The 24547-nt window shown below is 72.3% G+C and carries 27 protein-coding genes and 1 tRNA gene; 12 read left to right on the forward strand and 16 right to left on the reverse strand.

Annotation, left to right across the window (positions count from 1 at the left end; translation table 11 throughout):
* Positions 1 to 292 precede the first annotated feature (292 nt).
* The 3 genes from ACIQCH_RS33490 to ACIQCH_RS33500 all read left to right on the forward strand — a co-directional run bounded on the left by ACIQCH_RS33490 (position 293) and on the right by ACIQCH_RS33500 (position 1540).
* Entirely contained in the window at positions 293 to 457 is a 165-nt protein-coding gene (locus ACIQCH_RS33490; protein WP_402587237.1) for a DUF5993 family protein, read from the forward strand.
* A gap of 11 nt (positions 458 to 468) precedes the next feature.
* Positions 469 to 1101 (forward strand): disulfide bond formation protein B, encoded by a 633-nt coding sequence (locus ACIQCH_RS33495; protein ID WP_402587239.1) that lies wholly within the window; start codon positions 469 to 471, stop codon positions 1099 to 1101.
* A 136-nt stretch (positions 1102 to 1237) separates the two neighbouring features.
* On the forward strand, positions 1238 to 1540 hold the full coding sequence (locus ACIQCH_RS33500; RefSeq protein ID WP_402587241.1) for a DUF3303 family protein: 303 nt from the start codon (positions 1238 to 1240) through the stop codon (positions 1538 to 1540).
* Here ACIQCH_RS33500 and ACIQCH_RS33505 read toward each other — a convergent pair.
* Together ACIQCH_RS33505 and ACIQCH_RS33510 are read right to left on the reverse strand one after the other, a co-directional pair.
* On the reverse strand, positions 1473 to 2945 hold the full coding sequence (locus tag ACIQCH_RS33505) for an MFS transporter (RefSeq protein WP_402587243.1): 1473 nt from the start codon (positions 2943 to 2945) through the stop codon (positions 1473 to 1475). The genes ACIQCH_RS33500 and ACIQCH_RS33505 overlap by 68 nt on opposite strands.
* Before the next feature lie 103 nt (positions 2946 to 3048).
* A complete protein-coding gene (locus ACIQCH_RS33510; protein ID WP_402587245.1) occupies positions 3049 to 3549 on the reverse strand; it encodes a MarR family winged helix-turn-helix transcriptional regulator in 501 nt (166 codons plus the stop codon).
* Positions 3550 to 3678: 129 nt separating this feature from the next.
* On the opposite strand from ACIQCH_RS33510, the gene ACIQCH_RS33515 reads away from it, so the two are divergent.
* Positions 3679 to 4503 (forward strand): NAD(P)H-binding protein, encoded by an 825-nt coding sequence (locus tag ACIQCH_RS33515; protein WP_402587247.1) that lies wholly within the window; start codon positions 3679 to 3681, stop codon positions 4501 to 4503.
* A gap of 99 nt (positions 4504 to 4602) precedes the next feature.
* Here ACIQCH_RS33515 and ACIQCH_RS33520 read toward each other — a convergent pair.
* The 4 genes from ACIQCH_RS33520 to ACIQCH_RS33535 form a co-directional block, all read right to left on the reverse strand.
* Positions 4603 to 4675 (reverse strand) — tRNA-His (locus ACIQCH_RS33520).
* 106 nt (positions 4676 to 4781) lie between these two features.
* The gene (gene orn, locus ACIQCH_RS33525; RefSeq protein WP_030205031.1) at positions 4782 to 5384 is read right to left on the reverse strand and encodes an oligoribonuclease; all 603 of its coding nucleotides are present in this window, start codon (positions 5382 to 5384) and stop codon (positions 4782 to 4784) included.
* A gap of 140 nt (positions 5385 to 5524) precedes the next feature.
* Positions 5525 to 6691: a helix-turn-helix domain-containing protein gene (locus tag ACIQCH_RS33530; RefSeq protein ID WP_402587250.1), complete on the reverse strand. Its 1167-nt coding sequence runs from the start codon at positions 6689 to 6691 to the stop codon at positions 5525 to 5527.
* Between the two features lie 376 nt (positions 6692 to 7067).
* The gene (locus ACIQCH_RS33535; RefSeq protein WP_402587251.1) at positions 7068 to 7307 is read right to left on the reverse strand and encodes a hypothetical protein; all 240 of its coding nucleotides are present in this window, start codon (positions 7305 to 7307) and stop codon (positions 7068 to 7070) included.
* 445 nt (positions 7308 to 7752) lie between these two features.
* On the opposite strand from ACIQCH_RS33535, the gene ACIQCH_RS33540 reads away from it, so the two are divergent.
* Together ACIQCH_RS33540 and ACIQCH_RS33545 are read left to right on the forward strand one after the other, a co-directional pair.
* On the forward strand, positions 7753 to 8280 hold the full coding sequence (locus ACIQCH_RS33540; protein ID WP_402587253.1) for a universal stress protein: 528 nt from the start codon (positions 7753 to 7755) through the stop codon (positions 8278 to 8280).
* Positions 8281 to 8367: 87 nt separating this feature from the next.
* Positions 8368 to 8937 carry a GPR1/FUN34/YaaH family transporter gene (locus ACIQCH_RS33545; RefSeq protein WP_402587255.1) on the forward strand — a complete coding sequence of 190 codons (570 nt, stop codon included), beginning with the start codon at positions 8368 to 8370 and terminating at the stop codon, positions 8935 to 8937.
* 129 nt (positions 8938 to 9066) lie between these two features.
* On the opposite strand, the gene glmS is transcribed toward ACIQCH_RS33545, so the two are convergent.
* The gene (gene glmS, locus ACIQCH_RS33550) at positions 9067 to 10884 is read right to left on the reverse strand and encodes a glutamine--fructose-6-phosphate transaminase (isomerizing) (protein ID WP_402587257.1); all 1818 of its coding nucleotides are present in this window, start codon (positions 10882 to 10884) and stop codon (positions 9067 to 9069) included.
* Positions 10885 to 10931: 47 nt separating this feature from the next.
* Positions 10932 to 11207 (reverse strand): hypothetical protein, encoded by a 276-nt coding sequence (locus ACIQCH_RS33555; protein ID WP_030205065.1) that lies wholly within the window; start codon positions 11205 to 11207, stop codon positions 10932 to 10934.
* Between the two features lie 278 nt (positions 11208 to 11485).
* Between ACIQCH_RS33555 and ACIQCH_RS33560 the strand changes: the two genes are divergently transcribed.
* Complete coding sequence (locus ACIQCH_RS33560) at positions 11486 to 13051, forward strand: beta-N-acetylhexosaminidase (RefSeq protein WP_402587259.1); 1566 nt, start codon at positions 11486 to 11488, stop codon at positions 13049 to 13051.
* Between the two features lie 40 nt (positions 13052 to 13091).
* Here the strand turns inward: ACIQCH_RS33560 and ACIQCH_RS33565 are convergent, their stop codons facing one another.
* Both ACIQCH_RS33565 and ACIQCH_RS33570 read right to left on the reverse strand, forming a co-directional pair.
* Positions 13092 to 13652 (reverse strand): Uma2 family endonuclease, encoded by a 561-nt coding sequence (locus ACIQCH_RS33565; protein WP_402587261.1) that lies wholly within the window; start codon positions 13650 to 13652, stop codon positions 13092 to 13094.
* Between the two features lie 104 nt (positions 13653 to 13756).
* Positions 13757 to 14092 carry a hypothetical protein gene (locus ACIQCH_RS33570; RefSeq protein ID WP_402587263.1) on the reverse strand — a complete coding sequence of 112 codons (336 nt, stop codon included), beginning with the start codon at positions 14090 to 14092 and terminating at the stop codon, positions 13757 to 13759.
* A gap of 95 nt (positions 14093 to 14187) precedes the next feature.
* Between ACIQCH_RS33570 and ACIQCH_RS33575 the strand changes: the two genes are divergently transcribed.
* Positions 14188 to 15822 (forward strand): hypothetical protein, encoded by a 1635-nt coding sequence (locus tag ACIQCH_RS33575; RefSeq protein WP_402587265.1) that lies wholly within the window; start codon positions 14188 to 14190, stop codon positions 15820 to 15822.
* 25 nt (positions 15823 to 15847) lie between these two features.
* Here ACIQCH_RS33575 and ACIQCH_RS33580 read toward each other — a convergent pair whose 3' ends face one another.
* The gene (locus tag ACIQCH_RS33580) at positions 15848 to 16483 is read right to left on the reverse strand and encodes a Uma2 family endonuclease (RefSeq protein WP_402587267.1); all 636 of its coding nucleotides are present in this window, start codon (positions 16481 to 16483) and stop codon (positions 15848 to 15850) included.
* A gap of 108 nt (positions 16484 to 16591) precedes the next feature.
* On the opposite strand from ACIQCH_RS33580, the gene ACIQCH_RS33585 reads away from it, so the two are divergent.
* From ACIQCH_RS33585 to ACIQCH_RS33600, 4 genes are all read left to right on the forward strand, one after another.
* The gene (locus ACIQCH_RS33585) at positions 16592 to 17023 is read left to right on the forward strand and encodes a DUF5753 domain-containing protein (protein ID WP_402587269.1); all 432 of its coding nucleotides are present in this window, start codon (positions 16592 to 16594) and stop codon (positions 17021 to 17023) included.
* The gene (locus tag ACIQCH_RS33590) at positions 17014 to 17214 is read left to right on the forward strand and encodes a DUF397 domain-containing protein (protein WP_402587271.1); all 201 of its coding nucleotides are present in this window, start codon (positions 17014 to 17016) and stop codon (positions 17212 to 17214) included. The genes ACIQCH_RS33585 and ACIQCH_RS33590 overlap by 10 nt, the downstream gene beginning before the upstream one ends.
* A gap of 291 nt (positions 17215 to 17505) precedes the next feature.
* Positions 17506 to 18417, forward strand: a complete 912-nt coding sequence (locus tag ACIQCH_RS33595; protein ID WP_402587273.1) for a hypothetical protein — start codon at positions 17506 to 17508, stop codon at positions 18415 to 18417.
* 34 nt (positions 18418 to 18451) lie between these two features.
* Positions 18452 to 18649 carry a type II toxin-antitoxin system VapB family antitoxin gene (locus ACIQCH_RS33600; RefSeq protein ID WP_402587275.1) on the forward strand — a complete coding sequence of 66 codons (198 nt, stop codon included), beginning with the start codon at positions 18452 to 18454 and terminating at the stop codon, positions 18647 to 18649.
* Here ACIQCH_RS33600 and ACIQCH_RS33605 read toward each other — a convergent pair.
* The 5 genes from ACIQCH_RS33605 to ACIQCH_RS33625 all read right to left on the reverse strand — a co-directional run bounded on the left by ACIQCH_RS33605 (position 18634) and on the right by ACIQCH_RS33625 (position 24464).
* The gene (locus tag ACIQCH_RS33605) at positions 18634 to 18999 is read right to left on the reverse strand and encodes a peptidoglycan-binding protein (RefSeq protein ID WP_402587277.1); all 366 of its coding nucleotides are present in this window, start codon (positions 18997 to 18999) and stop codon (positions 18634 to 18636) included. The two genes, ACIQCH_RS33600 and ACIQCH_RS33605, sit on opposite strands and share 16 nt — an antisense overlap.
* A 255-nt stretch (positions 19000 to 19254) precedes the next feature.
* Positions 19255 to 21078: an IucA/IucC family protein gene (locus tag ACIQCH_RS33610; protein WP_402587279.1), complete on the reverse strand. Its 1824-nt coding sequence runs from the start codon at positions 21076 to 21078 to the stop codon at positions 19255 to 19257.
* Positions 21075 to 21662 (reverse strand): GNAT family N-acetyltransferase, encoded by a 588-nt coding sequence (locus ACIQCH_RS33615; protein ID WP_402587281.1) that lies wholly within the window; start codon positions 21660 to 21662, stop codon positions 21075 to 21077. Before ACIQCH_RS33615 ends, ACIQCH_RS33610 begins: the two co-directional genes overlap by 4 nt.
* Positions 21659 to 22972 (reverse strand): lysine N(6)-hydroxylase/L-ornithine N(5)-oxygenase family protein, encoded by a 1314-nt coding sequence (locus ACIQCH_RS33620; protein ID WP_402587283.1) that lies wholly within the window; start codon positions 22970 to 22972, stop codon positions 21659 to 21661. Before ACIQCH_RS33620 ends, ACIQCH_RS33615 begins: the two co-directional genes overlap by 4 nt.
* On the reverse strand, positions 22956 to 24464 hold the full coding sequence (locus tag ACIQCH_RS33625) for a pyridoxal phosphate-dependent decarboxylase family protein (protein WP_402587285.1): 1509 nt from the start codon (positions 24462 to 24464) through the stop codon (positions 22956 to 22958). Before ACIQCH_RS33625 ends, ACIQCH_RS33620 begins: the two co-directional genes overlap by 17 nt.
* Positions 24465 to 24547 lie beyond the last annotated feature (83 nt).

Below are 24547 nucleotides of genomic sequence, written 5' to 3' on the forward strand. Positions count from 1 at the left end.
TCGCCCTGGCCTTCGGCCACCTCCGGCCCGGGCCTGCCTCCGGTCCAGCCTGCCACCCCCGTCAAGCGCCTCCCCCACACACCACGGGACCCACCGGCACCGCCGAGGATTCGGTGACCGGGGTGTCCCTGGACCGGTGGCCCCTCTGCGTGGCACGCGGCTACGTGGGGCCGGCCCGTGCTCGGCACCCGCCCTGGCTGACCACCGCCCCCGTGCGACACCCGCCCCCGCGCGGGGCGGGCATGGCGCGCCTCGTGTCCGGCATGTCCGGTTCTGGGTACCGTCCGGTGCCATGGACACCCTGATCTTCGGCGGCCTGTTCGCCACCATGCTGGCCGTGTACCGGCTGTCGTCCCGGATGGTGGTGCTCGGGGCCTGGTTCGTCATGCTGGCCGCCGTCATCCTGCTGATGGCCCACCACATCACCGGCGGCCTCGGCCTGAAGCTGAGCTACTGACCATGGTGGCGATGAGCAGCATCCTGCCGGATGCGCCCGCCGAGAGCGGCCTCCTGGGCAAGGTCCAGTACTGGTTCGCGTGCTTCTTCGTGGTCGGGTGGACGGGTGTCGTCTGCGGCGGGCTCTACTACCAGTTCGTCAGGTGGGAGTACCCGTGCCCGCTGTGCATCGTGCAGCGGATGTTCATGCTGTTGGCGGCCATCGGGGCGGGGGCGATCGTGCGCCGGGGCATGGCCGGGTCGATCACCGGCCGCGACTACATGATGGGCTGGGGGATGGCCCTGATCGCGGTGATCGCCGGCTCGTTCGCCTCGTGGCGGCAGACGATGCTGCACGTCCTCCCGGGCGACAAGGGGTACGGCAGCGAGGCGTTCGGGCTGCACCTCTACGTCTGGGCGTGGATCCTCTTCCAGGCCTCGGTGGTCGCGGTGGGCGTCGTGCTGGCGCTGGCGCACTCGACCTCGGCCCGGACGATCCCGGAGGACGGCCCGTACCGGATGGCGGGGCAGCTGGCGCTCGGCTTCCTCGGCACGGTCATCGCCGTCAACATCGTCGCGGTCCTCTTCGAGGAGGGCTTCCACTGGTTCCTGCCGGACGACCCCACGCGGTACCAGCTCCCGTACGACCTGGGCGTCCCGCCCTGACGGCCCGGGCGGCCGCCCCCCCCCGGAAGGCCGACCCCGAAAGGCCGACCCCGGAAGGCCGACGCCCGGACGGAGGCGGCCGTGTTGCCGCCCCCTGCGGGGGGCCCGAGTGTGGGCGTGACGAAAGGAGTCACGCATGAGGTGCATGATCCGGACCCACCTCGACACCGGGGCCACCAACGAGGCGTTCAAGGACGGCAGGATGCCGGGCATCCTCAAGGACCTCATGGGCAAGCTCAACCCCGAATGCGCCTATTTCGGCCTCTCGGAAGGCGTCCGGTCCTGGTTCATCGTGTGTGACCTCGACGACCCGTCCCAGTTCCCGGCGCTGTTCGAGGACCTGTTCGTGGACCTCCACGCGGAGATCGAGATCACGCCGGTGATGAACCAGGAGGACCTGATGAAGGGGTTCTCCCGGCTGAAGTCGGGGCAGCGCTGAGTCCGGCGCCGCCCGGGTCCCGGAGCAGCCCGCCGCCGCGTAGCGCCACCAGCGCCGACACGGCCATGGCGGCGCAGGCCAGCGCGAAGGCGGCCCGGGGTCCGTAGGCCGCCGCCAGCCGTCCCGCGGCGACGGCGGCCAGCGCCTGGCCGACGATCAGGCCGCTGCCGAGCAGGGTCATGGCCTCGGCCATCCGCCGGGCCGGCGCGAGCCGCTCGGCGAGCCCGAACAGGGCGATCAGGTGCGGGGCGACCGCCAGCCCGATCCCGGCCACGGCGAGCGCGGCGCCGCCGAGCGCGGCCCCGGCCGACCCGCCGACCGCGAGCAGGGGCAGGGTCAGCAGGGCCTGGGCGGCCGCGGTGCGCCGCAGCCGGGTGACGAGACCGGCGCGGCCGGGTCGGGCGACGGTCACGAAGCCCGCCGCCGAGCTGGTGACCGCCATGGCCGCCCAGACCAGGCCGGCGGCACCCGGGTTGCCGACCTGCTGGGCCAGGGCGTTGACGCCGGTGTTGGCGCTGCTCCAGGCGGCGCCCTGGAGCACGGCCATGGTGGTCAGCACGGCGAGTCCGGGGGAGCGGAGTCGTCCCTTCGGCCCGCCGCCGTCCGTCCCGCCGCTGGTTCGGTCCTCGGCTGGCGTCGTCTCGGTTTCGGTTCCTTCCGGCCCCGTCGCGGTCGCGGTCCCCTTTCCCGCCCCGGATCCCGCCCCCCTCCCCGGGTTCGCGGTGGCGCCGCGCGGTGCGCTCGGGTGCAGGGCGAACAGCGTGCCGAAGACGAGGATCAGCGCCGCGGCGAGTACCAGTGCGGCGGCCGGGTGCACGGTGACGGCCAGCAGCCCCGCGAGGGCCGGGCCGACCATGAAGCTCGCTTCGTCCAGGGTGGTGTCGAAGGACAGGGCCGTGCCCACGAGCGCGCGGTCCGGTCCGGCCAGCCGCACCCAGCGGGTCCGGGCCAGGGGTCCGATCTGCGGCACGGTCAGGCCGGCCGCGCAGGCCAGGGCGATCCGGGCGGCCGGGGGGAGCCCGCCGAGCACCGCGGCCACGAGGCCGGCGAGCACGGCCGCGTTGGCGGTGCAGGCGACGAGCAGGACCGGGCGGTGGCCGTGCCGGTCGGCGAGGCGGCCGATGAGGGGGCCGCCGAGGGCCTGGCCGAGCCAGAGCGCGCCGGCGAGGGTGCCGGCGTCGCCGATGCCGTCGCGCTGGTTGATCAGCAGCAGGGTGCCGACGGGGCAGAGCGCGGCGGGCAGCCGGGCGAGGAACGCGAGCCAGGGCAGTGCGGCCCCGCCCAGCCGGAACACCCCGCGGAACCCCGGGCGGGCGTCGGGCCGGGGCGGGACGGATCGGGGTGCGTCCGATCCGGGCGTGGTGGGTTGGGGCGTGGTGGGCCGGGGTGCGTCGGGTCGGGACATGGTGGGCAGCCTCCGTCCGCACGCCGACCCGCCCGTGTCTCCGGCGCGCTGTGGTTGCCCGTTGCGGCGACCGTAGCGGACCGTCACGCCGGTCGGAAGCGGTTCAGCGGGCTTGCGGGGGCTCCGAGTTGAGGCGCCGGGCCTGCTCGCGGCCGACCTCCGAGGCCCGCCGCAGGTAGTCCGCGATCACGGTCAGCTCGGCGTCCGAGTAGCTCTCCAGCAGCGCGCGGAAGGCCGCACCGGGGACGTCCCAGGCGGCTCCGATGCGTTCGCGGGCGGCCGGTGCGAGGGCGACGAGCTGGCGGCGCCGGTCCTGCGGGTCGGCGTGCCGCTCGACCAGCCCGGCCTTGGCCATCCGGTCCACCAGCCGGGTCGCGGAGCCCGAGGTCAGGCCGGTCAGCCTCGCCACCTCCCCGGTGCTCACCGGCTCGCTCTCCAGATCCAGCATCGAGATGCACTGGAGGTCGGTGGGGTGCAGCCCGAGACGGTCGGCCATGGCCTGGTTGAGCAGTGCGTAGTCGGCGTAGTGGCGCTGGCTGTCCGCGCCGATCCGCCCCAGCAGCTCCTCGCGGGATTCCTTGCGGGATTCCTTGCGCGTCGACACCGGACACCCTCTTTCCGATCGTTCCGATCTGCCCGAGAAAAACCTCTGCGCAACGCAATGATTGTGTGGCACAGTGAATGCGGAGCGCAGAGTCTGCGCCGCATATCACATGCTACCCAGGAGTCTTCCTTGACGATCCTCGTCACCGGCGCCCGGGGCGCCGTCGCCCGCCGCCTCACCGGCCTCCTCGCCGCCCGCGGCCTGCCCCATCGGCTCGCCTCCCGCGCCCCGGAGCAGCCGGCGACCCGTCGCCTCGACCTCGCGGACCCGGCCACCTTCCCGGCCGCCCTCGACGGCGCGAGCGCCGTCTTCCTCTACGCCGAGGCCGCCGGCGCCGAGGCCTTCGCCGCGCAGGCCGCCACCGCGGGAGTGCGGCACCTCGTGCTGCTGTCCTCCTCCGCCGTCCTCGCGCCGGATGCCGCGGCCAATCCGCTCGCCGCCGCCCATCTGGCCGTGGAGCGCGCCCTGCTGGCCTCCCCGGTCCGCACCACGGTGCTGCGCCCCGGCGCCTTCGCCGGGAACGCCCGCGGCTGGTCCCGTGCCGTCCGCTCGGGAAGCCCGGTCCGGCTGCCGTTCCCCGGCAGCCACAGCGACCCCGTCCACGAGGCCGACATCGCCGAGGCGGCCCTCGCCGCGCTCACCGACCCCGATCGGCTCGGCGGCCGCGCGTACACGCTGGGCGGGCCGCAGTCGCTGACCTTCGCCACCCAGCTCGCCGTCCTCGGCCGTGCGCTGGGCCGCACGATCCCGGTCGAGACCGTCACTCCCGAGGAGTGGAAGGCCGACGCCGCCGCGTGGCTGCAGGGGGACTACGCCGACGCCCTGCTCGGCTGGTGGCGGGCCACCGACGGCCTGCCCGTCCCGGTCGGCGACGGCGTGGAGCGGCTGACCGGCCGCCCGGCCCGGTCCTTCGAGACCTGGGCTGCCGACCACGCGGCCGAGTTCCGCCCGTGACGCCGGCGTGCGCCCGACGAAGCCCGGGTCCGCCGTGGGCCGCGCCCGGAGAACGGCGAGGGCCCCGGTGCGCTCACGCGCTCCGGGGCCCTCGATCAGGGTGAGTGACGGGACTCGAACCCGCGGCCACCTGGACCACAACCAGGTGCTCTACCAACTGAGCTACACCCACCATGTCCGGTCGGAATTCCGACCGGCCGAAGAAAAGAGTACAGGGTCCGGAGGGGTGCTCGCTTCGCCATATCGCGCCGTCGAGGCTCCGGACCCTGCTCGGCGTCCTACTCGGCCGGCAGCACGTACTTCGCCGCGATGGTCTTGGCCCGTTCGCTGTCCGGCCCCGGCTGCGGCACGAAGACGGCCTCGCGGTAGTAGCGCAGCTCCGCGATCGACTCCTTGATGTCCGCCAGCGCCCGGTGGTTGCCGTTCTTCGGCGGGCTGTTGAAGTACGCGCGCGGGTACCAGCGGCGGGCCAGCTCCTTGACGGAGGAGACGTCCACGATGCGGTAGTGCAGGTGGCCCTCCAGGTCCGGCATGTCGCGCAGCAGGAAGCCGCGGTCGGTGGAGACCGAGTTCCCGCACAGCGGAGCCTTGCCGGGCTCCTTCACGTGCTCGCGTACGTACGCCAGGACCTGCGCCTCGGCGTCGGCCAGCGTCGTGCCGCCGGCCAGCTCGTCGAGCAGGCCGGAAGCGGTGTGCATCTGGCGCACCACGTCGGGCATGGTCTCGAGTGCCGACTCCGGCGGACGGATCACGATGTCCACGCCGTCGCCGAGCACGTTCAGCTCCGAGTCGGTGACCAGTGCGGCCACCTCGATAAGTGCGTCGTCCGTCAGCGAGAGCCCGGTCATCTCGCAGTCGATCCACACCATGCGATCGTTCATGCCTCTTACCTTATGGGAGGTCCCGCGGATCGTAGGTGGACAGATCCGCGGGACCTCGGCTCACAAGGCGCCCGGCAGGGCACCGGCGCACGCGTCAGGGGTGCGTGCACCGGTGGTGCCGGAGCTCGTGCCGGTGCCGGCTAGGCGTGCGCCGCCCGGCCCGGGGCGTACAGCTCCGTGACCGACGGGCCGCTGGCGGCCAGGGCCGCCGCCGCCCGCTGGGGCTGCGGAGTGCGCTGGTGCGGCACCGGACCCGACTGCAGGTCCGCCACCGCGACGGGGTCGACCTGCGGCCGGCGCGCCCGGTACGCGGACCGGTAGGCGGCCGGGGAGGACCCCAGCTGCCGCCGGAAGTGCCCGCGCAGCGCGACCGGCGACCGGAACCCGCAGCGCCCGGCGACCTCGTCGACCGAGTAGTCGGAGGTCTCCAGCAGCCGCTGTGCCTGGAGCACCCGCTGGGTGATCAGCCACTGCAGCGGCGCGCTTCCGGTCAGGGACCGGAAGCGGCGGTCGAAGGTCCGCCGGCTCATGTACGCGCGGGCCGCCAGCGTCTCCACGTCGAACTGCTCGTGGAGGTGCTCCAGCGCCCAGGCGACCACCTCGGCCAGCGGGTCGGCGCCGATCTCCTCCGGCAGCGACCGGTCGAGGTAGCGCTCCTGGCCGCCCGTGCGGCGCGGCGGTACGACGAGCCTGCGGGCCAGGGCCCCGGCCGCCTCACTGCCGTGGTCGGTGCGCACGATGTGGAGGCACAGGTCGATCCCGGCCGCCGTGCCCGCCGACGTCAGTACGTCGCCGTCGTCGACGAACAGCTCGCGCGGATCGACGTGGACGGACGGGTACCGCTTGGCCAGCGTCGGCGCGTACATCCAGTGCGTCGTCGCCGGTCGCCCGTCGAGCAGGCCGGCCGCGGCGAGCACGAAGGCCCCCGTGCACAGCCCGACGATCCGGGCCCCCTCCTCGTGCGCCAGACGCAGTGCGTCGAGCGCCTCGGGAGGTGGTGGTGAAGTGATGGACCGCCAGGCCGGGACGACGACGGTGCCCGCGCGGGCGATCGCCTCCAGGCCGTACGGCGCGGTGAGTTCGAGCCCGCCCGTGGTCCGCAGGGGGCCTTCCTCGCCCGCGCAGACGAGCAGTCGGTATCGAGGCACTCCCGCGTCCTGCCGGTCAATGCCGAACACGGAGAGTGGGATGGAACTTTCGAAAATCGGTCCGCCGCTGAACAGCAGCACCGCGACGATCTCCCTGCGGCGGCGCCCCGCGAGCTTCCGCCCCGCGTCGATGGTGACGACGGTGGAGTCCTGGCTCATGGCGCTAAGCCCCCCTTGGGTGTCGCGACTCCTTGGTCTGGTCGCACTGGCACGTTTCCCCTCGGCCTTGCACGTGTTCCCCCGCCGTAAATACATGATCGAATCTACTGCGTCGCGTGGTGTCGGCGTGACAAGTTCAGCACGCAGCGCTATGTCGACTTGGCAACTTGGCGTAAAGCATTCGATCAGGAAGCGTTCCACTCCGCGACCTTGGTGGGAAGCGCGCCTTGCCGCGGTGGCCTGTACCGGTAGGGTGCCGCGCCCCCTACCGGGGCGTCGTCGCTGGTGGTGGGGGGGTTGGGTGGACATTCCGCCAAGGGTTGTGCCCGAAACCGAAGTTGGCTGAAATCAATCGCTGGGCGGGTGTGCGAACCGGTCAGTCGTGCGGGGGCGGGTTGGCGCCACCGTGGCATCCGCGGTGCACCCCGGCCCCGGTGCGCGAGTGCCGGCCCCGGTGGCCCGGGTGGCCCTGGGCCGGCTCGGTCGCGGCCGGTACGCGCGCCGCCGCCCGCGCGTTCTTCTCGGAGGCGCGCAGCATCACCCGGCACACGGCCGTGACGACGACCAGCCCGAGCGTGGCGACCGCGGCCCCGCCGAAGGTGGTCCCGTACACCACGAGGACCACCGGAACCAGGACGCAGCTGAAGGCGGCCCACCGTACGACATCCCCGGCGGGGTCCCCGGACGGGTGAACCGGTTGCGGCGCGGATGACGGGGGGCCGGGGCGGGCGGAATGGGCGGAGTGGTGGACTCCAGGACCGGGCACGGAGCGCTCCCTGCGGGCTCTTCGGGGACGGTCTGACCTTTGATCAACGCGCCGCGCGAGGCGTCGGTCACTCTCCGCGAGGGTGTCTCGTCACGGACGGTAGGCGGGACGGGGCATTGCCAACTCCTCCCGCCTCCGGCATGCTCCACGGGACGCTTTCCCAAGGGACGGACGGCCCTGTGCAGGGGAGGAGTGTCGCCGTACCCTTGGGGGTATGGGCTTGGGAAGATGATTCCCGGACACAGCTTCGTCACACTCTGTTGCCTCCACTAGGACTTTCTTCGCCGAGACACCCATGGCCGGTCACGAATTCTCCGAACCCGCGGGCCGAAAGCGCAGGCGGGTAGCCGATCCCGCGGCGGACCTCCGAGCGGTCGAAGAGCCGCGCCATCCGTGCGATCCCGCCTTCCGGCACGGCGTCGTGGTCGGTTTCGACGGGTCGACCTCCAGTGAGCGGGCCCTCGCCTACGCCATCGGCATGGCCAAGCGCTCCGGCTCCGGTCTGATCATCGTGCACGTGGCCAACCGGCTGCCCACCACCGTCTGGGCCGGCTGCGAGCCGCCCGTCTTCGTCGACGTGCCCGACCACCGCACCGAGGTCCTCGGGCTCGAACTCGCCTGTGCCGACTACCTCGCCGAGGTCCCGTGGATCCTGGTCGAGCGCGGCGGCGACATCTGCCACGAGTTGGAGGAGGTCGGCCGGGAGTACTCCGCCGACGCCATCGTGGTGGGCTCCACCCACGGCATCGTCGGCAAGCTCTTCGGCTCCGTGGCGGGCCGGCTGGCCAAGCGCGCTCAGCGACCGGTCGTTGTCATTCCGTGACCACGAACGGGTGCATTGTTCCTTTGTGAAGGGAACATAAATGTCGCTGGGTAGCAGCAGAAAAGTGCAGATCGAAGGGAGCCCGCCGTGGACAATGACGTCTCCGCGGGGAGCAAGGCCACCACTTCCACCCTCGGGCACATCGCCCTGGGTCTCACCCTTCTCGCGTTCGGTATCGGCCACACCGGCGTCATCGACGGCGTGACCGCGGCCGACTCCGTCTCGCTCGCCACGTACGTCGGCGGACTCACGCTGTTCGTCCTCGGAGTCCTCGAGTACCGCGGCGGCAACGGCTTCAACGGCACCGCTTTCGCCGGCCTCGGCGCCCTCTGGTTCACATGGGCCAACGCGGCCGGCGGGAAGGCCTCCGAGGACGCTGCCGGAACGTTTCTGGTCCTGTTCGCCCTGCTCGCGCTGACCCTTGCGGCAGCCGCGCCGGGCGGGCTCTTCAGTCAGGGCGTCTACGCCCTGCAGTTCCTCTCCCTCCTCCTGCTGGCCGTATCCGCCTTCGCGGACGCCGGCTCCCTGGCCAAGGCGGGCGGCTGGGTCGCCGCCGTCGGCGGCCTGCTGGCCTGGTACGGCGCCACGGCCGCGCTCACCGGCTGGCCGGCCTCGGTCCGCCGCGCCTCCGGCAGCGGGGCGGTGGCCGCGAGCTGAGCGCTCGTACCGCCGACCGCGCAACGCGCAACGCGCAACGCGAACCGTGCGACGCGCACCGCGCACCGCGCAAAGGGAAGGGCCCCTCGTGCAGGAGCACGAGGGGCCCTTCCGCGACCACCGTCGCGACTACTCGACGGTGACGGACTTCGCCAGGTTGCGCGGCTTGTCGATGTCCCGGCCCAGGGCCAGCGCGGTGTGGTACGCCAGCAGCTGCAGCGGGATGCCCATCAGGATCGGGTCCAGCTCGTCCTCGTTCTTCGGGACGACGATGGTGTGGTCGGCCTTCTCCTGCTCGGTGTGCGCGACCGCGAGGATCCGGCCGCTGCGGGCCTTGATCTCCTCCAGCGCCGCGCGGTTCTTCTCCAGCAGCGAGTCGCTCGGCACGATCGCGACGGTCGGCATGGCCGGCTCGATCAGGGCCAGCGGGCCGTGCTTGAGCTCGGAGGCCGGGTACGCCTCGGCGTGGATGTAGGAGATCTCCTTCAGCTTGAGGGAGGCCTCCAGCGCGACCGGGTAGCCGCGGACACGGCCGATGAACATCATCGACTTGGCCTCCGCGTACTCGGCGGCCAGCTTCTTGATGTCCTCTTCGCTCTCGAGGATCTCCTGGATCTGCGCGGGCAGCTTGCGCAGGCCCTCGATGATCCGCTTGCCGTCGGCCACCGACAGGTCGCGGATGCGGCCCAGGTGCAGGGCGAGCAGAGCGAAGGCGACGACCGTGTTGGTGAAGCACTTGGTGGAGACGACGCAGACCTCGGGGCCGGCGTGCACGTACACGCCGCCGTCGGCCTCGCGGGCGATGGCCGAGCCGACCACGTTGACCACGCCGAGGACGCGGGCGCCCTTGCGCTTGAGCTCCTGGACGGCGGCCAGCACGTCGTACGTCTCACCCGACTGCGAGACGGCGATGTACAGGGTGTCGGGGTCCACGACCGGGTTGCGGTAGCGGAACTCGGAGGCCGGCTCGGAGTCGGCCGGGATGCGGGCCAGGCCCTCGATGAGCGAGGCGCCGATCATGCCCGCGTGGTACGAGGTGCCGCAGCCGAGGATCTTCACGCGGCGGATGCCGCGGGCCTCGCGGGCGTCGAGGTTCAGGCCGCCCAGGTGGACGGTGGAGAACTTCTCGTCGATGCGGCCGCGCAGCACGCGGTCGACCGCGTCGGGCTGCTCGCAGATCTCCTTGTGCATGTACGTGTCGTGGCCGCCCATGTCGTAGGAGGCGGCCTCCCACTCCACGGTCTCGGGCGTGGCGGTGGTGCGGGTGCCCGAGGTGGTGTACGTGCGGAAGTCGTCGGCCTTGAGGGTGGCCATCTCGCCGTCGTCGAGGGTGACGACCTGGCGGGTGTGGGAGATCAGCGCGGCGACGTCGGAGGCGACGAACATCTCCTTCTCGCCGATGCCGAGGACGACCGGCGAGCCGTTGCGGGCCACGACGATGCGGTCCGGGAAGTCCTGGTGCATGACGGCGATGCCGTACGTGCCCTCGATCAGCTTCAGCGCGTCGCGGACCTTCTCCTCCAGGGAGTCGGCCTGGGAGCGGGCGACGAGGTGGACGATGACCTCGGTGTCGGTCTCGGAGGCGAAGACGACGCCGTCGGCCTCCAGCTTGGCGCGCAGCTCGGCGGCGTTGTCGACGATGCCGTTGTGGACGACGGCGACCTTGCCTTCGGGGTCCAGGTGCGGGTGCGAGTTGATGTCGCTCGGCGCGCCGTGGGTGGCCCAGCGGGTGTGCGCGATGCCGGTGGTGCCGGCGAAGCGCTTGGGGACCCGGGACTCCAGCTCGCGGACGCGGCCCTTGGCCTTGACGACCTTCAGGGCCGGCGTCTTGGGGCTGTTGACGACGATGCCCGCCGAGTCGTAGCCGCGGTACTCGAGGCGCTGCAGGCCTTCGAGCAGCAGCGGAGCCACGTCGCGCTTGCCGATGTAACCGACGATTCCGCACATATGGGTGAAAGTCCTCCGAAGTCTTGGGTGTGCTGTGTTCGGCCGCTTCAGCCGTAGACGATGCGGCGCAGCTGCCGGAGGGACAGTTCCGGCGGCGCCACGGCGCGGTGCGGCAGCTCGGCCGCGATCCGCTCGAAGATCTCCGCGTTCACCGAGCCGCCGGCCTGGAGCTCCCGGTGGCGACGGCGGACGAACTCCTCGGTCGTCTCGTCGAAGTACGCCAGCACGTCGAGCACCACCCGGGAGGCCTCACCGCGCTGCAGCGCGGTGCTGCGCACCAGGTGGTCGACGAGGTCGTCATGTGACGGGCGGCGATCGAGCACCCGTAGATATTGAGGTCTCGGAGCCGTGGAATGCAACATTCCTGCCCGATTCCGGGCAGGAATCACAAGGTACGGACCAATGGAATGCGAGATTCCACTAAAGTCCGGGCAAATCGCCCCTCGGTGGTGGCTCCCGGTGACGCCCCCCTTACGGATGGACTCGTGCCCCGGCCCGGCTGCGTGTGCAGGGCCGGGGGCCGAGGCGCCCCTATATGTGGGGGATGCGACTGCTGAGTGGGCGGAACGGGCCGCGCGGCCCACGGCGACCGGCCGGACCGATGGGGCTCCTGGCCCTGGTGGCGTGCGCGGCGCTGCTGGTACCCGTGCCGGCGGCGGGAGCCGGCCACCGGGCGCGGGCCGCGGACCCGACCGCGTACGAGCGGATCGTGCCGGCCCCGGCGCACACCGCCCCCGGCGGCCCCGGCTACCCGCTCGACGCGCGCACGGTGATCCGCACCACCGCCGGATCGGCCGCGGCCCGCGGGGTCGGCGAACTGCTCGCCCAGGCGCTGCGCCCCGCGACCGGGCCGGCGCTGCGGGTGTCCGGCACCGACGCGGGCGGCCCCGCGGCCGACGGGATCCGGCTGCGCCTGGACGCGCACGCGACCTCCTACGGGGAGGAGGGCTACCGCCTCCGGGCCGACCGCACCGGGGTCGTGATCACCGCACTCCGTCCCGCCGGCCTGTTCCGGGGCGCGCAGACGCTGCGGCAGCTGGTGCCGGTGACCGGGCCCCCGGTGGTGGCGGGGGGCACGGTCTCCGACGCCCCGCGCTTCCCCTACCGGGGAGCCATGATCGACATCGCCCGCCACTTCTTCACCGTCGACCAGGTCAAGCGCTACGTCGACCGGCTCGCCCTCTACAAGGTCAACGTCCTGCACCTGCACCTCACCGACGACCAGGGCTGGCGCCTGGCGGTCGATTCCTGGCCGCGGCTGGCCGAACACGGCGGCGGCACCGAGGTCGGCGGCGGCCCGGGCGGGTACTGGACGAAGGCGCAGTACCGGGACCTGGTGCGGTACGCGGGGGAGCGGTACGTGGAGGTGGTCCCGGAGATCGACATGCCGGGCCACGTGAACGCGGCCCTGGCCTCGTACGCCGAGCTGAACTGCGACGGCGTCGCCCCCGACCGGTACACCGGCACCAAGGTCGGCTTCAGCTCGCTGTGCGTCGCGAAGGAGCGGACGTACGAGTTCGTGGCGGACGTGCTCCGGGAGGTGGCCGATCTGACCCCCGGCCGCTACCTCCACATCGGCGGGGACGAGGCGTACGCCACCCCGCACGCCGACTACGCCACCTTCATGGGGCGGGCCCAGCAGGCGGTGGTGGCGCAGGGGGAGACGGTGCTGGCCTGGCACCAGCTGGCGGGCGCCGGACCGGTCTCGGGCACGGTGCTGCAGTACTGGGGCCTGGACCGGACGCCGGCCGCGGAGAAGGCGAAGGTCGCCGAGGCGGTGCGGGCGGGGGCGAAGGTGGTGTTGTCCCCGGCGGACCGGGCGTACCTCGACATGAAGTACGACGCGGCGACCCGGCCGGGGCTGAGCTGGGCCGGGTACGTGCCGGTGCGGCGGGCGTACGAGTGGGACCCGGGCGCGTACCTGGCCGGTGTCGACGGGGCGGCGGTGCTGGGCGTGGAGGCCGCGCTGTGGACGGAGACCGTCGCGACCGCGGCGGACGCGGACCTGATGGCCTTCCCGCGCGCGCTCGGCATCGCGGAGCTGGGCTGGTCGCCGGCCTCGGCGCTGTCGTGGGACGCGTACCGGCTGCGGCTGGCGGCCCAGGGGCCCCGGCTGACGGCCCTGGGGGTGGGGTACTACCGGGCGCCGGAGGTGCCGTGGGCGTAGCGGGGCGCAGGCGCGGCGGGACGGGCCGGCCGCCGCGGGACTAGTCGCGGGACTGGTGCACCGTCTCCGGTTCGGGCCGGGGCAGCTCGTCCAGGTCGAGCGTGAAGGTACGCCCGTCGGCCAGCTCGATGGGGAGCCTGCCGGTGCCGTACTTGTGTGTGTGAGCCGCGATGTAGCCGGTTCCGGTGGGCTGGGTGTGGACGACGATTTCCGCGGCGTACGGATCCACCACCAGGTAGACGGGGATGCCGTAGCGGCCGTACTTGGCGGTGCAGTCGTCGTAGTCCTTGCGTGCCGAGGAGACGGACACCACCTCCGCGATCAGTAGCACGTCCTCGAAGCTGTAGCGCTTGCCCACCCGCTGGGAGTCCTCACGCAGGATCGCGAGATCGGGAGCGGAGTTCTCGTCCGCCGGGAAGTCGATGTACACGTCGGAGGTGACCTTCGCGTGACGTCCCAGAGCCAGCGTATCGATCTGCATGGAGCGGATGGTGCTGGAGTGCTCCAAGCTTCGCGGGGTCATGATCACCTTCCCGTCGGCACCGAAGAAGACTGTGTATCCCTCGGGGAACTCGGTGTGCATGATCGCCTCGACGCTCATCAGCGGCTCCTTCCCGTCGCCTCCCAGAACACGGTCGAAAGAGGCGTAGCCGGCGCCTCATCCGGTCCTGGCCCGAGCCTGCCGGAGACCGGAGCCAGCCGGTCCTAGTGGGTGCGGCGGCGGGCGGTGGTGACGGCGGTGCAGGCGAGGGCCGCCGCGGTCACCGCGCCGGCGGCCATGATGCCGCCGCGGGAACGCCAGGAGAGGGTCGACCAGCAGGACTGGGCGGACAGCACCGAGCCCAGGCTCAGCCACGAGCCGGCCGAGAGGGCGGAGGCGGCCGAGCCGATGGAACCGAACGAGAGGGCGCTGCCCACCGAGCCGACGGACAGCACGGATCCGGCCGAGCCGATGGAGAGGACCGAGTCCACGGACCCGATCGACAGGATCGAGTTCCGCGACCAGAGGGACAGGGACGAGTCCGCGCAGCGCTTCTGCATGCCGTGATCGTAGGCGGTTCCGGTCCGTACGGAGCCCGACCGCAAGGGACTTGACGGCCCGTGGCCCGGGTGGCCGCGCCCGGTAGCGTGACGCCATGAGGATGACGAAGATCAAGACGGCTCTGGTGGTGGCAGCCGTCGGCGGGCTCGCGGCGGGCGGTCCTGCCTGCCCGGCGCAGGCGGCGCCGGCGAGGGCGGAGACGGCGGGCGCGGTGGCGGTGGCCGGTACGGCGGCCGCGCGGCCGCCGATGCACGGCGACCTCACCGGCGACGGCCGGGCCGACCTCGCGGTCTACGGCGGCTTCCACGACGGCGGCGAGGAGTTCCAGCTCGTACCCGGCGCGCCGGTCGGCACCCTCGGTCGCGGTGCCGTCGCGGTCAACCAGCACGACCCCGGCATCCCGTTGAAGGACGACCCCGCCTGGCCCGAGGCGTGGGGACAGGTGCTCGCGTACGGCGACTTCAACGGCGACGGCCGCACCGACCTCGCCGTCGGCGCCCCGACCGCCGGCGTCGGCGGCGCGACCTGGGCGGGCGCGGTCGGCGTCCTGTACGGCAGGGCGACCGCCCCGTACTACACCCGCGCCCGCGTGTTCACCCAGGACACCCCCGGCATCCCCGACCGGGCCGAGGAGGACGACCACTTCGGCAGTGCCCTGGCCAGCGGCGACTTCGACGGCGACGGGTACGCCGACCTCGCCGTCGGCACCCCGCGCGAGTCCTTCGGCAGCGAGCAGGACGCGGGCTCCGTCACCCTCCTGCGCGGCACGCGCGGCGGACTGACCGCCACCGGCGCCAGGCTGCTGACCCAGAACAGCCCCGGCATCCCCGGCACCCTCGGCTTCGGCCACCGGTTCGGCCACCGGCTGGCCACCGGCAACCTGGCCGGCACCCGGGCCGACGAACTGGTCGTCGTCACCCCGTTCGACCCGCCGCCGGCCGGCACCCGCGCGACGTCGTGCACCAGCCCCGCCGGCCCCCTCCGGTCCCGGCCCCGCGGCTCCTTGACGGTGCTGCGCGGCAGCACCTCCGGCGGCCCGACCGCCGGCGGAGCGCAGTACTTCACCGCGGCCGGGCTGGGCACGGGCGACCTCGACGTCGGCGCGAACGCCCCGGCCGGCACGGTCGCCGTCACCGGCCGGTTGTACGGCGGCGGGTACGCGGACCTGGCCGTGGCCGCCACGGGCGCGAACGGCGGCCCGTGCGGCGAGGGCGTCGTGGCGGTCCTGCGCGGCGGCACGACCGGACTGGCCACCGCGGCCCGGGTCCTGACGGCCGGCCACGCCGGCCGCGCCCGTCAGGCCGGCGCGGCCTTCGGCCGCGACCTCGCCGCCGGGGACATCGACGGCAACGGCACCGACGACCTGCTCGTCACCACCCCCGCGGGCGCGTACGGACAGATCGCCGACCACGGCTACACGGCGGCCCTGCTCGGCTCCACCCGCGGCCCGGCCACCGCCGGCCGGTTCACCTGGGCCGCCGTCAAGCACCTCAACTCCCGGCCCGCGGCCGGAGCCCTGCTGGACGTGGACGGCGACCGCCGGCCCGAGGCGGTCGTCCTGGCCCCCGACGCCACCACCCTGACGGAGCCGGAGGTGGGCTTCGTCTACGTGCTGAAGCTCCGCAAGGCGGGCGGCTCTCTCGCCGTCACCGCCCTCCAGACCCTCTCGAAGAAGACCCTGGGCCCCGCGGCCGGCCACAACGGTCCCGTCGGCCCGCTGGCCCACTGACGGGGGCGGGGGAACCGGGGGTCGCCTACTCGGCGTCGGCCCCGCCCCGCCGGAGGACGATGGCCGTGAGGTCGAGGTCGATGGGGAAAGGCACCGGGACCTTCAGCCGGTCGTGGAAGATCCCGGTGGCCACGTAGGCGCCGGTGGCCGGGTCGAGCTCGTACACGTAGACGACGGCCCGGCCCTCGGCGCTCTCCACCCGCCGGAAGTGCGGGATCCCGGCGCGGGCGTACTTGACCGGCTTGGTGTCCCGGTCCCGGCCGACGGACTCGGGGGAGACGACCTCGACGGCGAGCCGGACGGTGGATGCGGGAAGCCTGGTCAGTCCGAAGTCGACGAGTACGTCGTCGTCGACGACGATGACGTCTGGCTCGGGGCGGTTCTGCCGGTCGATGTCGATCGTGAACTCGCGGACGACCTCCAGTCCCGCAGGGACTGCGGACTGGAGCCCGCCGCGAAGCAAGTCGACGGCTCGCAGGTGGAACAGCGTCCGCGTCCGCGCGAAGACGAGCTGCCCTTCGATCAACTCGGTGTGCGGAGGGAGGTCCCGAAGCCGGTCGAGGTCATCGGCGGCCCAGCCGCCCGGAGGGGGGACGGGCCAGCGGGACCAGGGTTCCTGCTCGGGCGGCTCGGAGGCGACGTTCGTCGGGGAGGGTCCCATGGCCCGCATTCTCACCAGCGCGCCGGGCGCATCACCGGAGAACGCCGGAACGCCGGCCGCACGTGTGAACCACGTCCCGGAGTTGACTCCGTCACCAGCTAGAGGCATATGCGTCACGCTGCTGGGGATGGCGCCCGGCTCGATCGCCAGTCGATCCTGCGGAGGGAGGTGCCGCCGTGGATGTGGTTCATCCTCGACGAGGCCGTGTTGTACCGCCCCGTCGGCGGCCGCCTGGTCATGCGCGAACAACTGGAGCACCTGTTGGATCTGGGGCGGCTCCCAAGGGTTCGCATTCAGGTGTTGCCGTTCAGTAGCGCCGAACCCGCCACCATCGGGAGTTCCTTCACGGTGCTGTCCCTGCCCGATGGGCGAGAGGTGGCGTACGAGGAGGGGGTCACGTTCGGGCGTCTCTTCGAAGATACGGGCGAAGTGCTGCGACGAACGGTTGTCTACGATCGCCTCCAGGCCGACGCGCTGTCGCCGGTCGCCTCGGCGAGACTCGTCCGCGCAGCCATTGAGGAGCGGTACCCATGCACGTGACCAAAGCGGCGGAAGCCGCCATGCGGTGGCGCAAGAGCAGTTACAGCTCGGCGGGAGGCGGCGACTGCGTGGAGATCGCGGACGATGTGCCGGGAGTCGTCCCTGTCCGCGACAGCAAGAACGTTTCTGGGCCCGTAGTCATCATTGCCGCGCCCGTCTGGGCGGCGTTCGTGGCGCACATCCGGGGGTAGCGCCCACCGGGGCGTGGCCCGGCGGGTTGCGGTGACGCGGACGTCCCTCCTAAAGCCGGGGGAAATCACCAACCGAACCCGACCCCCGCCGCCCTCAACCCACCCGCTCACACGATCGGGTGACGGATATGACAGCGGCACGTATCCGTGCGCTACGGTCGGCCGCAACAACCCCAAAAAGACTTCGGCCCCCGGCAGGACGGCAATCCCGGCGAGGGCCTGACCGATCAGGAAGAAGACGCCTTCCCGATGGCTTGCTCGCAGTCTAGCGCGGCCGCGTCCGCGCACCCCGTGAATCCGCTCCCCGAGGACGCTCCCCGCGCCGGGGTGATCCACCGGTCGCACCGCCACGAGAGCCGGTTCACCGTGGTCGGCAACCACCTCGCCCAGCACCCCGACCTCTCGGGTCTCGCGGTGGGCGTGGCGCTGTACATCCAGTCCGTCCCGGACGGGACCGACGTGTCCGTCAAGGCCCTCACCCGGCGCTACCGCGAGGGGGAGATCGCCATCCGGCGGGCCCTGAACGAGCTGGTCGCGGCCGGGTACCTGGAGCGGCGCCGGGTGCCGCTGGGCGCCGGCCGCTTCGCCACCCGAACGATCTACTACGAGAAGCCCGGCTGCGGTGACGCGGCCGAGCAGGCCGTCCCGCCCTCGGCCCGGCCTGCCCCCACAGCTCCGGCCCCGCCGCCGCCTCGGCCGGAGCGGCCAGCCCCGGCCGAACCCGCGCCCCCGGCGGTAGCCGAGCCCCCGGCCGCAGTCGAGCCCCCGGAGCCCCCGCCCCCGACACCCGCGGCTCCCGGCCCCGCACGCGTTCCTGCGGCCCCCGACGGCCCGCCCGTCACCGGGCCGGCGGCGGAGGTCCTCGCCCGGCTGCGCGTCGCGGACCCCCGCCTGCTGCTGTCCGTACGGGACGTGAACCGGCTGGCGCCCGCGGTCGACGACTGGCTGGCCCGGGACGCGACGCCCGAGCAGGTGATCCGCACCCTCACGGCGAACCTGCCGCCGGCCTCGACGCCGATCCACCATCCGCCGCGCTTCCTGGAGTACCGGCTCACCGCGCTGCTCCCGCCCCCGCTCCCGGCGGCGGCCCCGCCCCCGCCCCGCCCGGCACCGCTGCGCTCCTGCGAGGACTGTGAAAAGGCCTTCCGCACCCACGATCCCAAGCCCCGCTGCGCCGACTGCACCGCCAAGGCCGCAGCCTGAGGGCACATGCTCGCCCTGTCACAGGAGATGTGTGATGGCCAGGACGGCGATCGATCTCGATGAGGAGCCGATCGCCGAGGTGGCGACGGCCCTGGGCACGAGCACCACGTCGGAGACGGTCAACACCGCGCTGCGTGAAGTGCTGGAGAACCGGCGGAGAGCCTTGGCGGTGGCGCGATTCCGCCCCGCGGCGGGTGAGGGGGCCCCCGGGCCCGGTCAGGTCTCCAGGTAGTTGCACCAGGCGTCGAGCTTGGTCCACGTGTACCAGCCCACCTTGCCGTCCGGGTCCAGGCCGGCGAACTTCTGGAACGTCACGACGGCGGCGCGCGTGGCGGGGCCGAACTTGCCGTCCTGGGCGAGGTTCAGGCTCGGCCGCCAGTAGTTCAGCTCGCACTGGAGCTCCTGGACCTCCAGGGTGTAGCCCTGGATGCCCTGGTAGAGCAGGGGCTCGTAGCTGCCGAACATGGCCTTGCAGTACGCGCGGCCGTCGGCCGCGGCGTCGGAGGCCGACCCGAGGGTCAGGGTCAGGGACGACGCGAGGAGCAGGGCCGTGGTGCCGAGGGCGACGAGTGGCTTGCGCATGGGACCTTCCGGTTCGACGGTGGCTGAGGTGACGGGCCGCCCACCGGTATCCGGCGCCGGGTCGGCCCGGACCGAACCTAGGCCGTCCCACCACCGCCGCAGGTGTCCCGTCCGTCCCAGGGACACGGTCCCCGACGTCCCGGGACGGCGCCGGGGCGGGCGCACCTCCCGAGGGACCGTCGTACGGAAGGGTGCGCCCGCCCCGGGCGGGCCGGCCGGCGCGGGCCGTTCGGTTCGCGCGCCGGCCGGCGGTCCTCAGCGGCGCGCGAAGGGCGCCAGGGGGTTCGCCAGCGTGCCCACCAGCTGGAGGGCGGCGGACGGGTCGGAGAGGTCGACCATCTGCTCGTTGTTGCGCAGCTGGAGGCGGTTCAGGCAGGAGAGCTGGAACTCCGGCGCGAACAGGTCGTACTGGGCGAACCGATCGGCGAGCTGCGGCACCGACTCCTGGTACGCGTGGGCGCAGTCCGCCACGGCCCGCCAGAACTCGGACTCCGGGCATACCCCGTCGTCCTCCAGGATCGAGCCCAGGAAGCGGAAGAAGCAGTCGAAGACGTCGGTGAAGACCGACAGCAGCTTCATGTCCTCAGGGACCTCGGCGCGGATGCGCTCCACCGCCGGCGGCAGCACCGCGTCCGGGTCCATGACGACGATCTCCTCGGCGATGTCCTTGAAGATCGCCCGCTGCACGACGCCGTCCTTGATGACGAGGATGGTGTTCTCGCCGTGCGGCATGTACGCCAGGTCGTACGCGTAGAAGCAGTGCAGCAGCGGCAGCAGGTACGCCCGCAGGTAGGCCCGCATCCACTCCGCGACCGACAGGCCCGACTCCTCGACGAGGGCGCCGACGAACGACCGGCCCTCCGCGTCGACGTGCAGCAGGGCCGCCATCGTCGTCAGCCGCTCGCCGTCCTGGAGCGTGGGCACCGGAGACTCGCGCCACAGGGCCGCCAGCATCTTGCGGTACGGGGAGTAGCGGTCGGTGGCGCGCTCGTACTGGCGGTGGCGGTAGCCGACCGCGGCGCGCTCCCGGATGATCGAGAAGTCGACCGACCGCAGCACCTCGTCGCCCTCGATCAGCTGGTGCAGCCAGTCGTTGATGGCCGGGGTGGCCTCCATGTAGGCCGCCGACAGGCCCCGCATGAAGCCCATGTTGAGGACCGAGATGGCGGTCTTCACGTAGTGCTTCTCGGGGGAGGCCGTGTTGAAGAAGGTCCGGATGGACTGCTGCGGGAGGTAGGCGTCGTCGCCCTCGCCCAGCAGCACCAGCCGCCGTTCGGCGATCTCCGCGGCGAAGGTGACCGTGGTCTTGTTCCACCACTGCCAGGGGTGGACCGGCAGCAGCAGGTAGTCCGCCGGGTCCAGGCCCAGCCCGGACAGCACCGCCCCGAACCGAGCCAGGGCCGCCCCGCCCAGCTCCGCGCGGATGAAGGAGTCGTACGACAGGTCCGCGCCCGAGGTGAAGGCCGCGACCTCGCGGTGCGCGGCCACCCACACCAGGCGGACCGGGTGCGCGGCCTCGGGGGCGAAGGCGCGGTACTCGTGGACGCCGAAGCCGAGCCGGCCGTTGTTGGCCACGAAGCAGGGGTGGCCCTCGGTCATGCCGGTCTCGATGTCCTGGAAGGAGCCCTTCGCGAGGACGGCCGCGGGCACCTGCTCCTTGGTGTGCTTGTACGCCGTACCGGCCAGCGTGGAGGAGATCTCCTCCAGGTACACGGGCAGGACCGCGGCGCTCAGGCCCAGGGACTCGCGCAGCTCGATGTGGAAGTCGACGGCGTCCAGGGGGAGCTCCGCCCCGTCCCGGTGGCGAGTGATCGTTTCTGCGTCCACGGCCCAGTGGTCCAGGGCGCGGCGGACGGCCCGGAAGCGGTACTCGACCGTGCCGTCGTCGCTGCGCACCGACCAGGTGCCGTCGTCGGCGGGGGCCGGGGTCAGCAGGCGCTCGTGGGCGAACTCGGCCAGGGCCTTGCGGACCAGGGCCCGGTTGGCGCGCGCCCACAGCTCGGGGGTCAGGTGCGCCACGGCGCCGGCCGGGTCCCCGGCGTAGGGCGACCGCGGGGCGTTCGTACCGGTGGTGCTCATATCGACACCTCCGCGCCCGAGACGCCCGCCACGGCCGCCTCGAACTGCTCGCGGGTGCAGAAGCTGAGCAGGGCGGTCTTCTCCGGCTTCGCGATCTCCCGCTCGGGGACGAAGCCCACGACCTCGTTCAGGGCGTGTACCGCGGTGTTGCGCACGTCCGGCTCGACGACGACCCGCCGGACGGCCGGGTCGGCGAACAGGGCGGCCATCACGGTGGTGATGACGGCCCGGGTGAAGCCGCTGACCGGCGTGTCCGTGGGGGCGACGAGGAAGTGCATGCCGACGTCGCCGGGCTCGGGCTCGTACAGGTCCACGAGCTCGACGTGCGCCGGGTCGTACGACTCCATCAGGAAGGCCGGCCGGCCGTCGTGCAGGCCGAGGAACGCGTGGTGGTGCTCGGACGCGGCGATCGCCATGTACTCGCGCTCGACGTCGGTCAGCGAGTGGTCCTGCATCATCCAGAAGGACGCCTTGGGGTGGGTGACCCAGCCGTGCAGCAGCTCGGCGTCCGTCAGCGGGTCGAGCGGGCGGACGGCGAAGCCGCCGAGCGCCGCGTCGGTGCGGGAGAAGGGGGTGGTGCTCATGCCAGGGTGCCTTCCGGGGCGGCGAACTGCTGGAACGCGATGGACTTCTCGACCTTGTAGTACTCGCGGCCGAGCAGCTCGCGGATGATGTACGCGTTGCGGTACGGCCCCATGCCCAGGTCGGGCGAGGTGATCGAGTGGGTGTGGACGCCGGCGTTCTGCAGGAACACCCCGCGGCCGGTGGTGTCGACGGAGTAGTTGCGGGCCACGTCGAAGCGGCCGCGGCCGTCGTAGCGCAGCCGGTCGCGGATGCCCGCGAGGAAGGCCGGCTCGGCGTACTTGTAGCCGGTGGCCAGGACCAGGCCCTCGGTGGCGAGGGTGAAGTCGCGCTCCTGCTCCTCCTGGCGCAGGCCCAGGGTGTACGTACCGGTGGTGGTGTCGTACGCGGCCGCGTTCAGGGCGGTGTTGGTCAGCAGGGAGGTCGGCACCGGCCGGTCGCCCGCCTCGACGTCCTTCTGGTAGAGCAGGTCGAAGATGGCGTTGATCAGCTCGCCGTCGATGCCCTTGAACAGGCCCTTCTGCTGGGTCTCCAGGCGGTAGCGGGTGTCCTCGGGCAGGCCGTGGAAGTAGTCCACGTACTCCGGCGAGGTCATCTCCAGGGTGAGCTTGGTGTACTCCAGCGGGAAGAAGCGCGGGGAGCGGGTGACCCAGTTGAGCCGGTAGCCGTGGACGTCGATCTCGCTGAGCAGGTCGTAGTAGATCTCCGCGGCGCTCTGGCCGGAGCCGACGAGGGTGATGGACTCCTTCTTCTGCAGCTCCGCCCTGGCGTCCATGTAGGTGGAGTTGTGGACGAAGTCGCCGCCCAGGTCGGCGCAGGCCTCGGGGACGTACGCGGGGGTGCCGGTGCCGAGCACGAGCTTGCGGGTGCGGTACGTCTCGCCGCCGTCGGTGGTGACCTCGTACAGCTCGGCGGCCGCGTCGTAGGTGACCTCGGTGACCGTGGTCGAGTACAGGACGCTGTCGAGCCGGTCGGCGGCCCAGCGGCAGTAGTCGTTGTACTCGGCGCGCAGCGGGTAGAAGTTCTCGCGGATGTAGAACGAGTACAGCCGGTCCTTGTCCTTCAGGTAGTTGAGGAAGGAGAAGGGCGAGGTGGGGTCGGCGAGCGTGACCAGGTCCGACATGAAGGGCGTCTGCAGGTGGGCGCCGTCGAGGAACATCCCGGCGTGCCACTCGAAGTGCGGCTTCGACTCGATGAACAGGCCGCTGAGCTCGTCGATGGGAGCGGTCAGGCAGGCCAGGCCCAGGTTGAAGGGGCCCAGGCCGATCCCGATGAAGTCGTACGGCTGACGGGTCTCACGAGGCGTGGACAAGGGATTCTCCCAGGTACTGCTCGGCGTGTGCGGCGAGGAGGTCGAGGACGGCCGCGATGTCGGCCGTCGTGGTCTGCGGGTTGAGGAGGGTGAACTTGAGGTAGTGGGAGCCGGCGACCTTGGTGCCGGCGACCACGGCCTCGCCCGAGGCGAACAGCGCCTTGCGGGCGTGCAGGTTGGCGCGGTCGACGAGGTCGGGGTGGGTGACGCCCTCGGACGGGGGCACCTCCCAGCGGTAGCTGGGGGAGTAGCGGAAGACGAGGGTGGACAGCTGCGGCGCGACCACGACCTCGAAGCGCGGGTCGGCGGTGAGCAGCGCGTGGCCGGCCGCGGCGAGGTCGCAGACCTCGTCGAAGAGCTCGCCGACGCCGTCGGCGCCCATGACGCGCAGGGTCATCCACAGCTTGAGGGCGTCGAAGCGGCGGGTGGTCTGGATGGACTTGTCGACCTGGTTGGGGATCCGCTCCTCGGCCATCCGGCGCGGGTTGAGGTAGTCCGCGTGGTAGGTGGCGTGCTTGAGGGTGTCCCGGTCACGGACCAGTACCGCGCTCGAACTGACGGGCTGGAAGAACGACTTGTGGAAGTCGACGGTGACCGAGTCGGCCAGCTCGATGCCGTCGAGCAGCCGGCGGCGGGTGGGGGAGACCAGCAGGCCGCAGCCGTACGCGGCGTCCACGTGCATCCAGGCGCTGTGGGTGGCGGCCAGTCGGGCGATCTCCGGGAGCGGGTCGATGGACCCGAAGTCGGTGGTGCCGGCGGTGGCGACGATCGCCATCGGGTACAGGCCCTCGCGCTCGCACTTCTCCAGCTCGTGGGCCAGGGCCACGGTCTGCATGCGCTTGTTCTGGTCGCAGGGGACGGAGACGACGGCCTCGTAGCCCAGGCCGAGCATGGCGGCGGACTTCTTGACGCTGAAGTGGCTGCACTCCGAGGTGAAGATGCGCAGTTTCGGCAGGAGCTCGGCCTTCGACAGCTCGCGCTCGCTGTTCTTCATGACGAGCCGGCAGGCCTCGTCGCGGGCGAGCAGGAGGGCGTGGAAGTTGGACTGGCTGCCGCCGGAGGTGAACACGCCGTCGGCGCCGGGGCCGAAGCCGATGCGGCCGGCGGTCCAGTCGACCAGGCGGCGCTCGATGAGGGTGCCGCCGATGGACTGGTCCCAGGTGTCCAGGGAGGAGTTGACCGCGGAGAGGACGGCCTCGCCGAGCACGGCGGGGATGACCACGGGGCAGTTCAGGTGGCCCAGGTAGCGCGGGGAGTGGAAGTACACCGCGTCGCGCAGGTAGACCTCCTCCAGCTCGTCGAGCGCGGCGGCGGGGTCCGCGAGCGGGCGGTCGAGGTCGATGCCCGCGATGACCGGGGCGAGCTCGTCGACGGAGATGCCGGTGTGGGGGCGGGTGGTCGCGGCGAGTTTGGCGGCCACGCGTTCGACGCCCTCGGTGACGGATCGACGGTAGTGGTCCGCGGTCGTCTCGTTGAGCAGATGCGAACGCATCAGTGGTCCTCCGGGGCAGGCAGGGGAAGTACAGGGGGGCTGTTCCAGATAAGGTTAGCCTAACCTAAGTTGTCCGAAACGCA

The sequence above is a fragment of the Streptomyces sp. NPDC093225 genome (assembly GCF_044753805.1).
Taxonomy (GTDB): Bacteria; Actinomycetota; Actinomycetes; order Streptomycetales; family Streptomycetaceae; genus Streptomyces.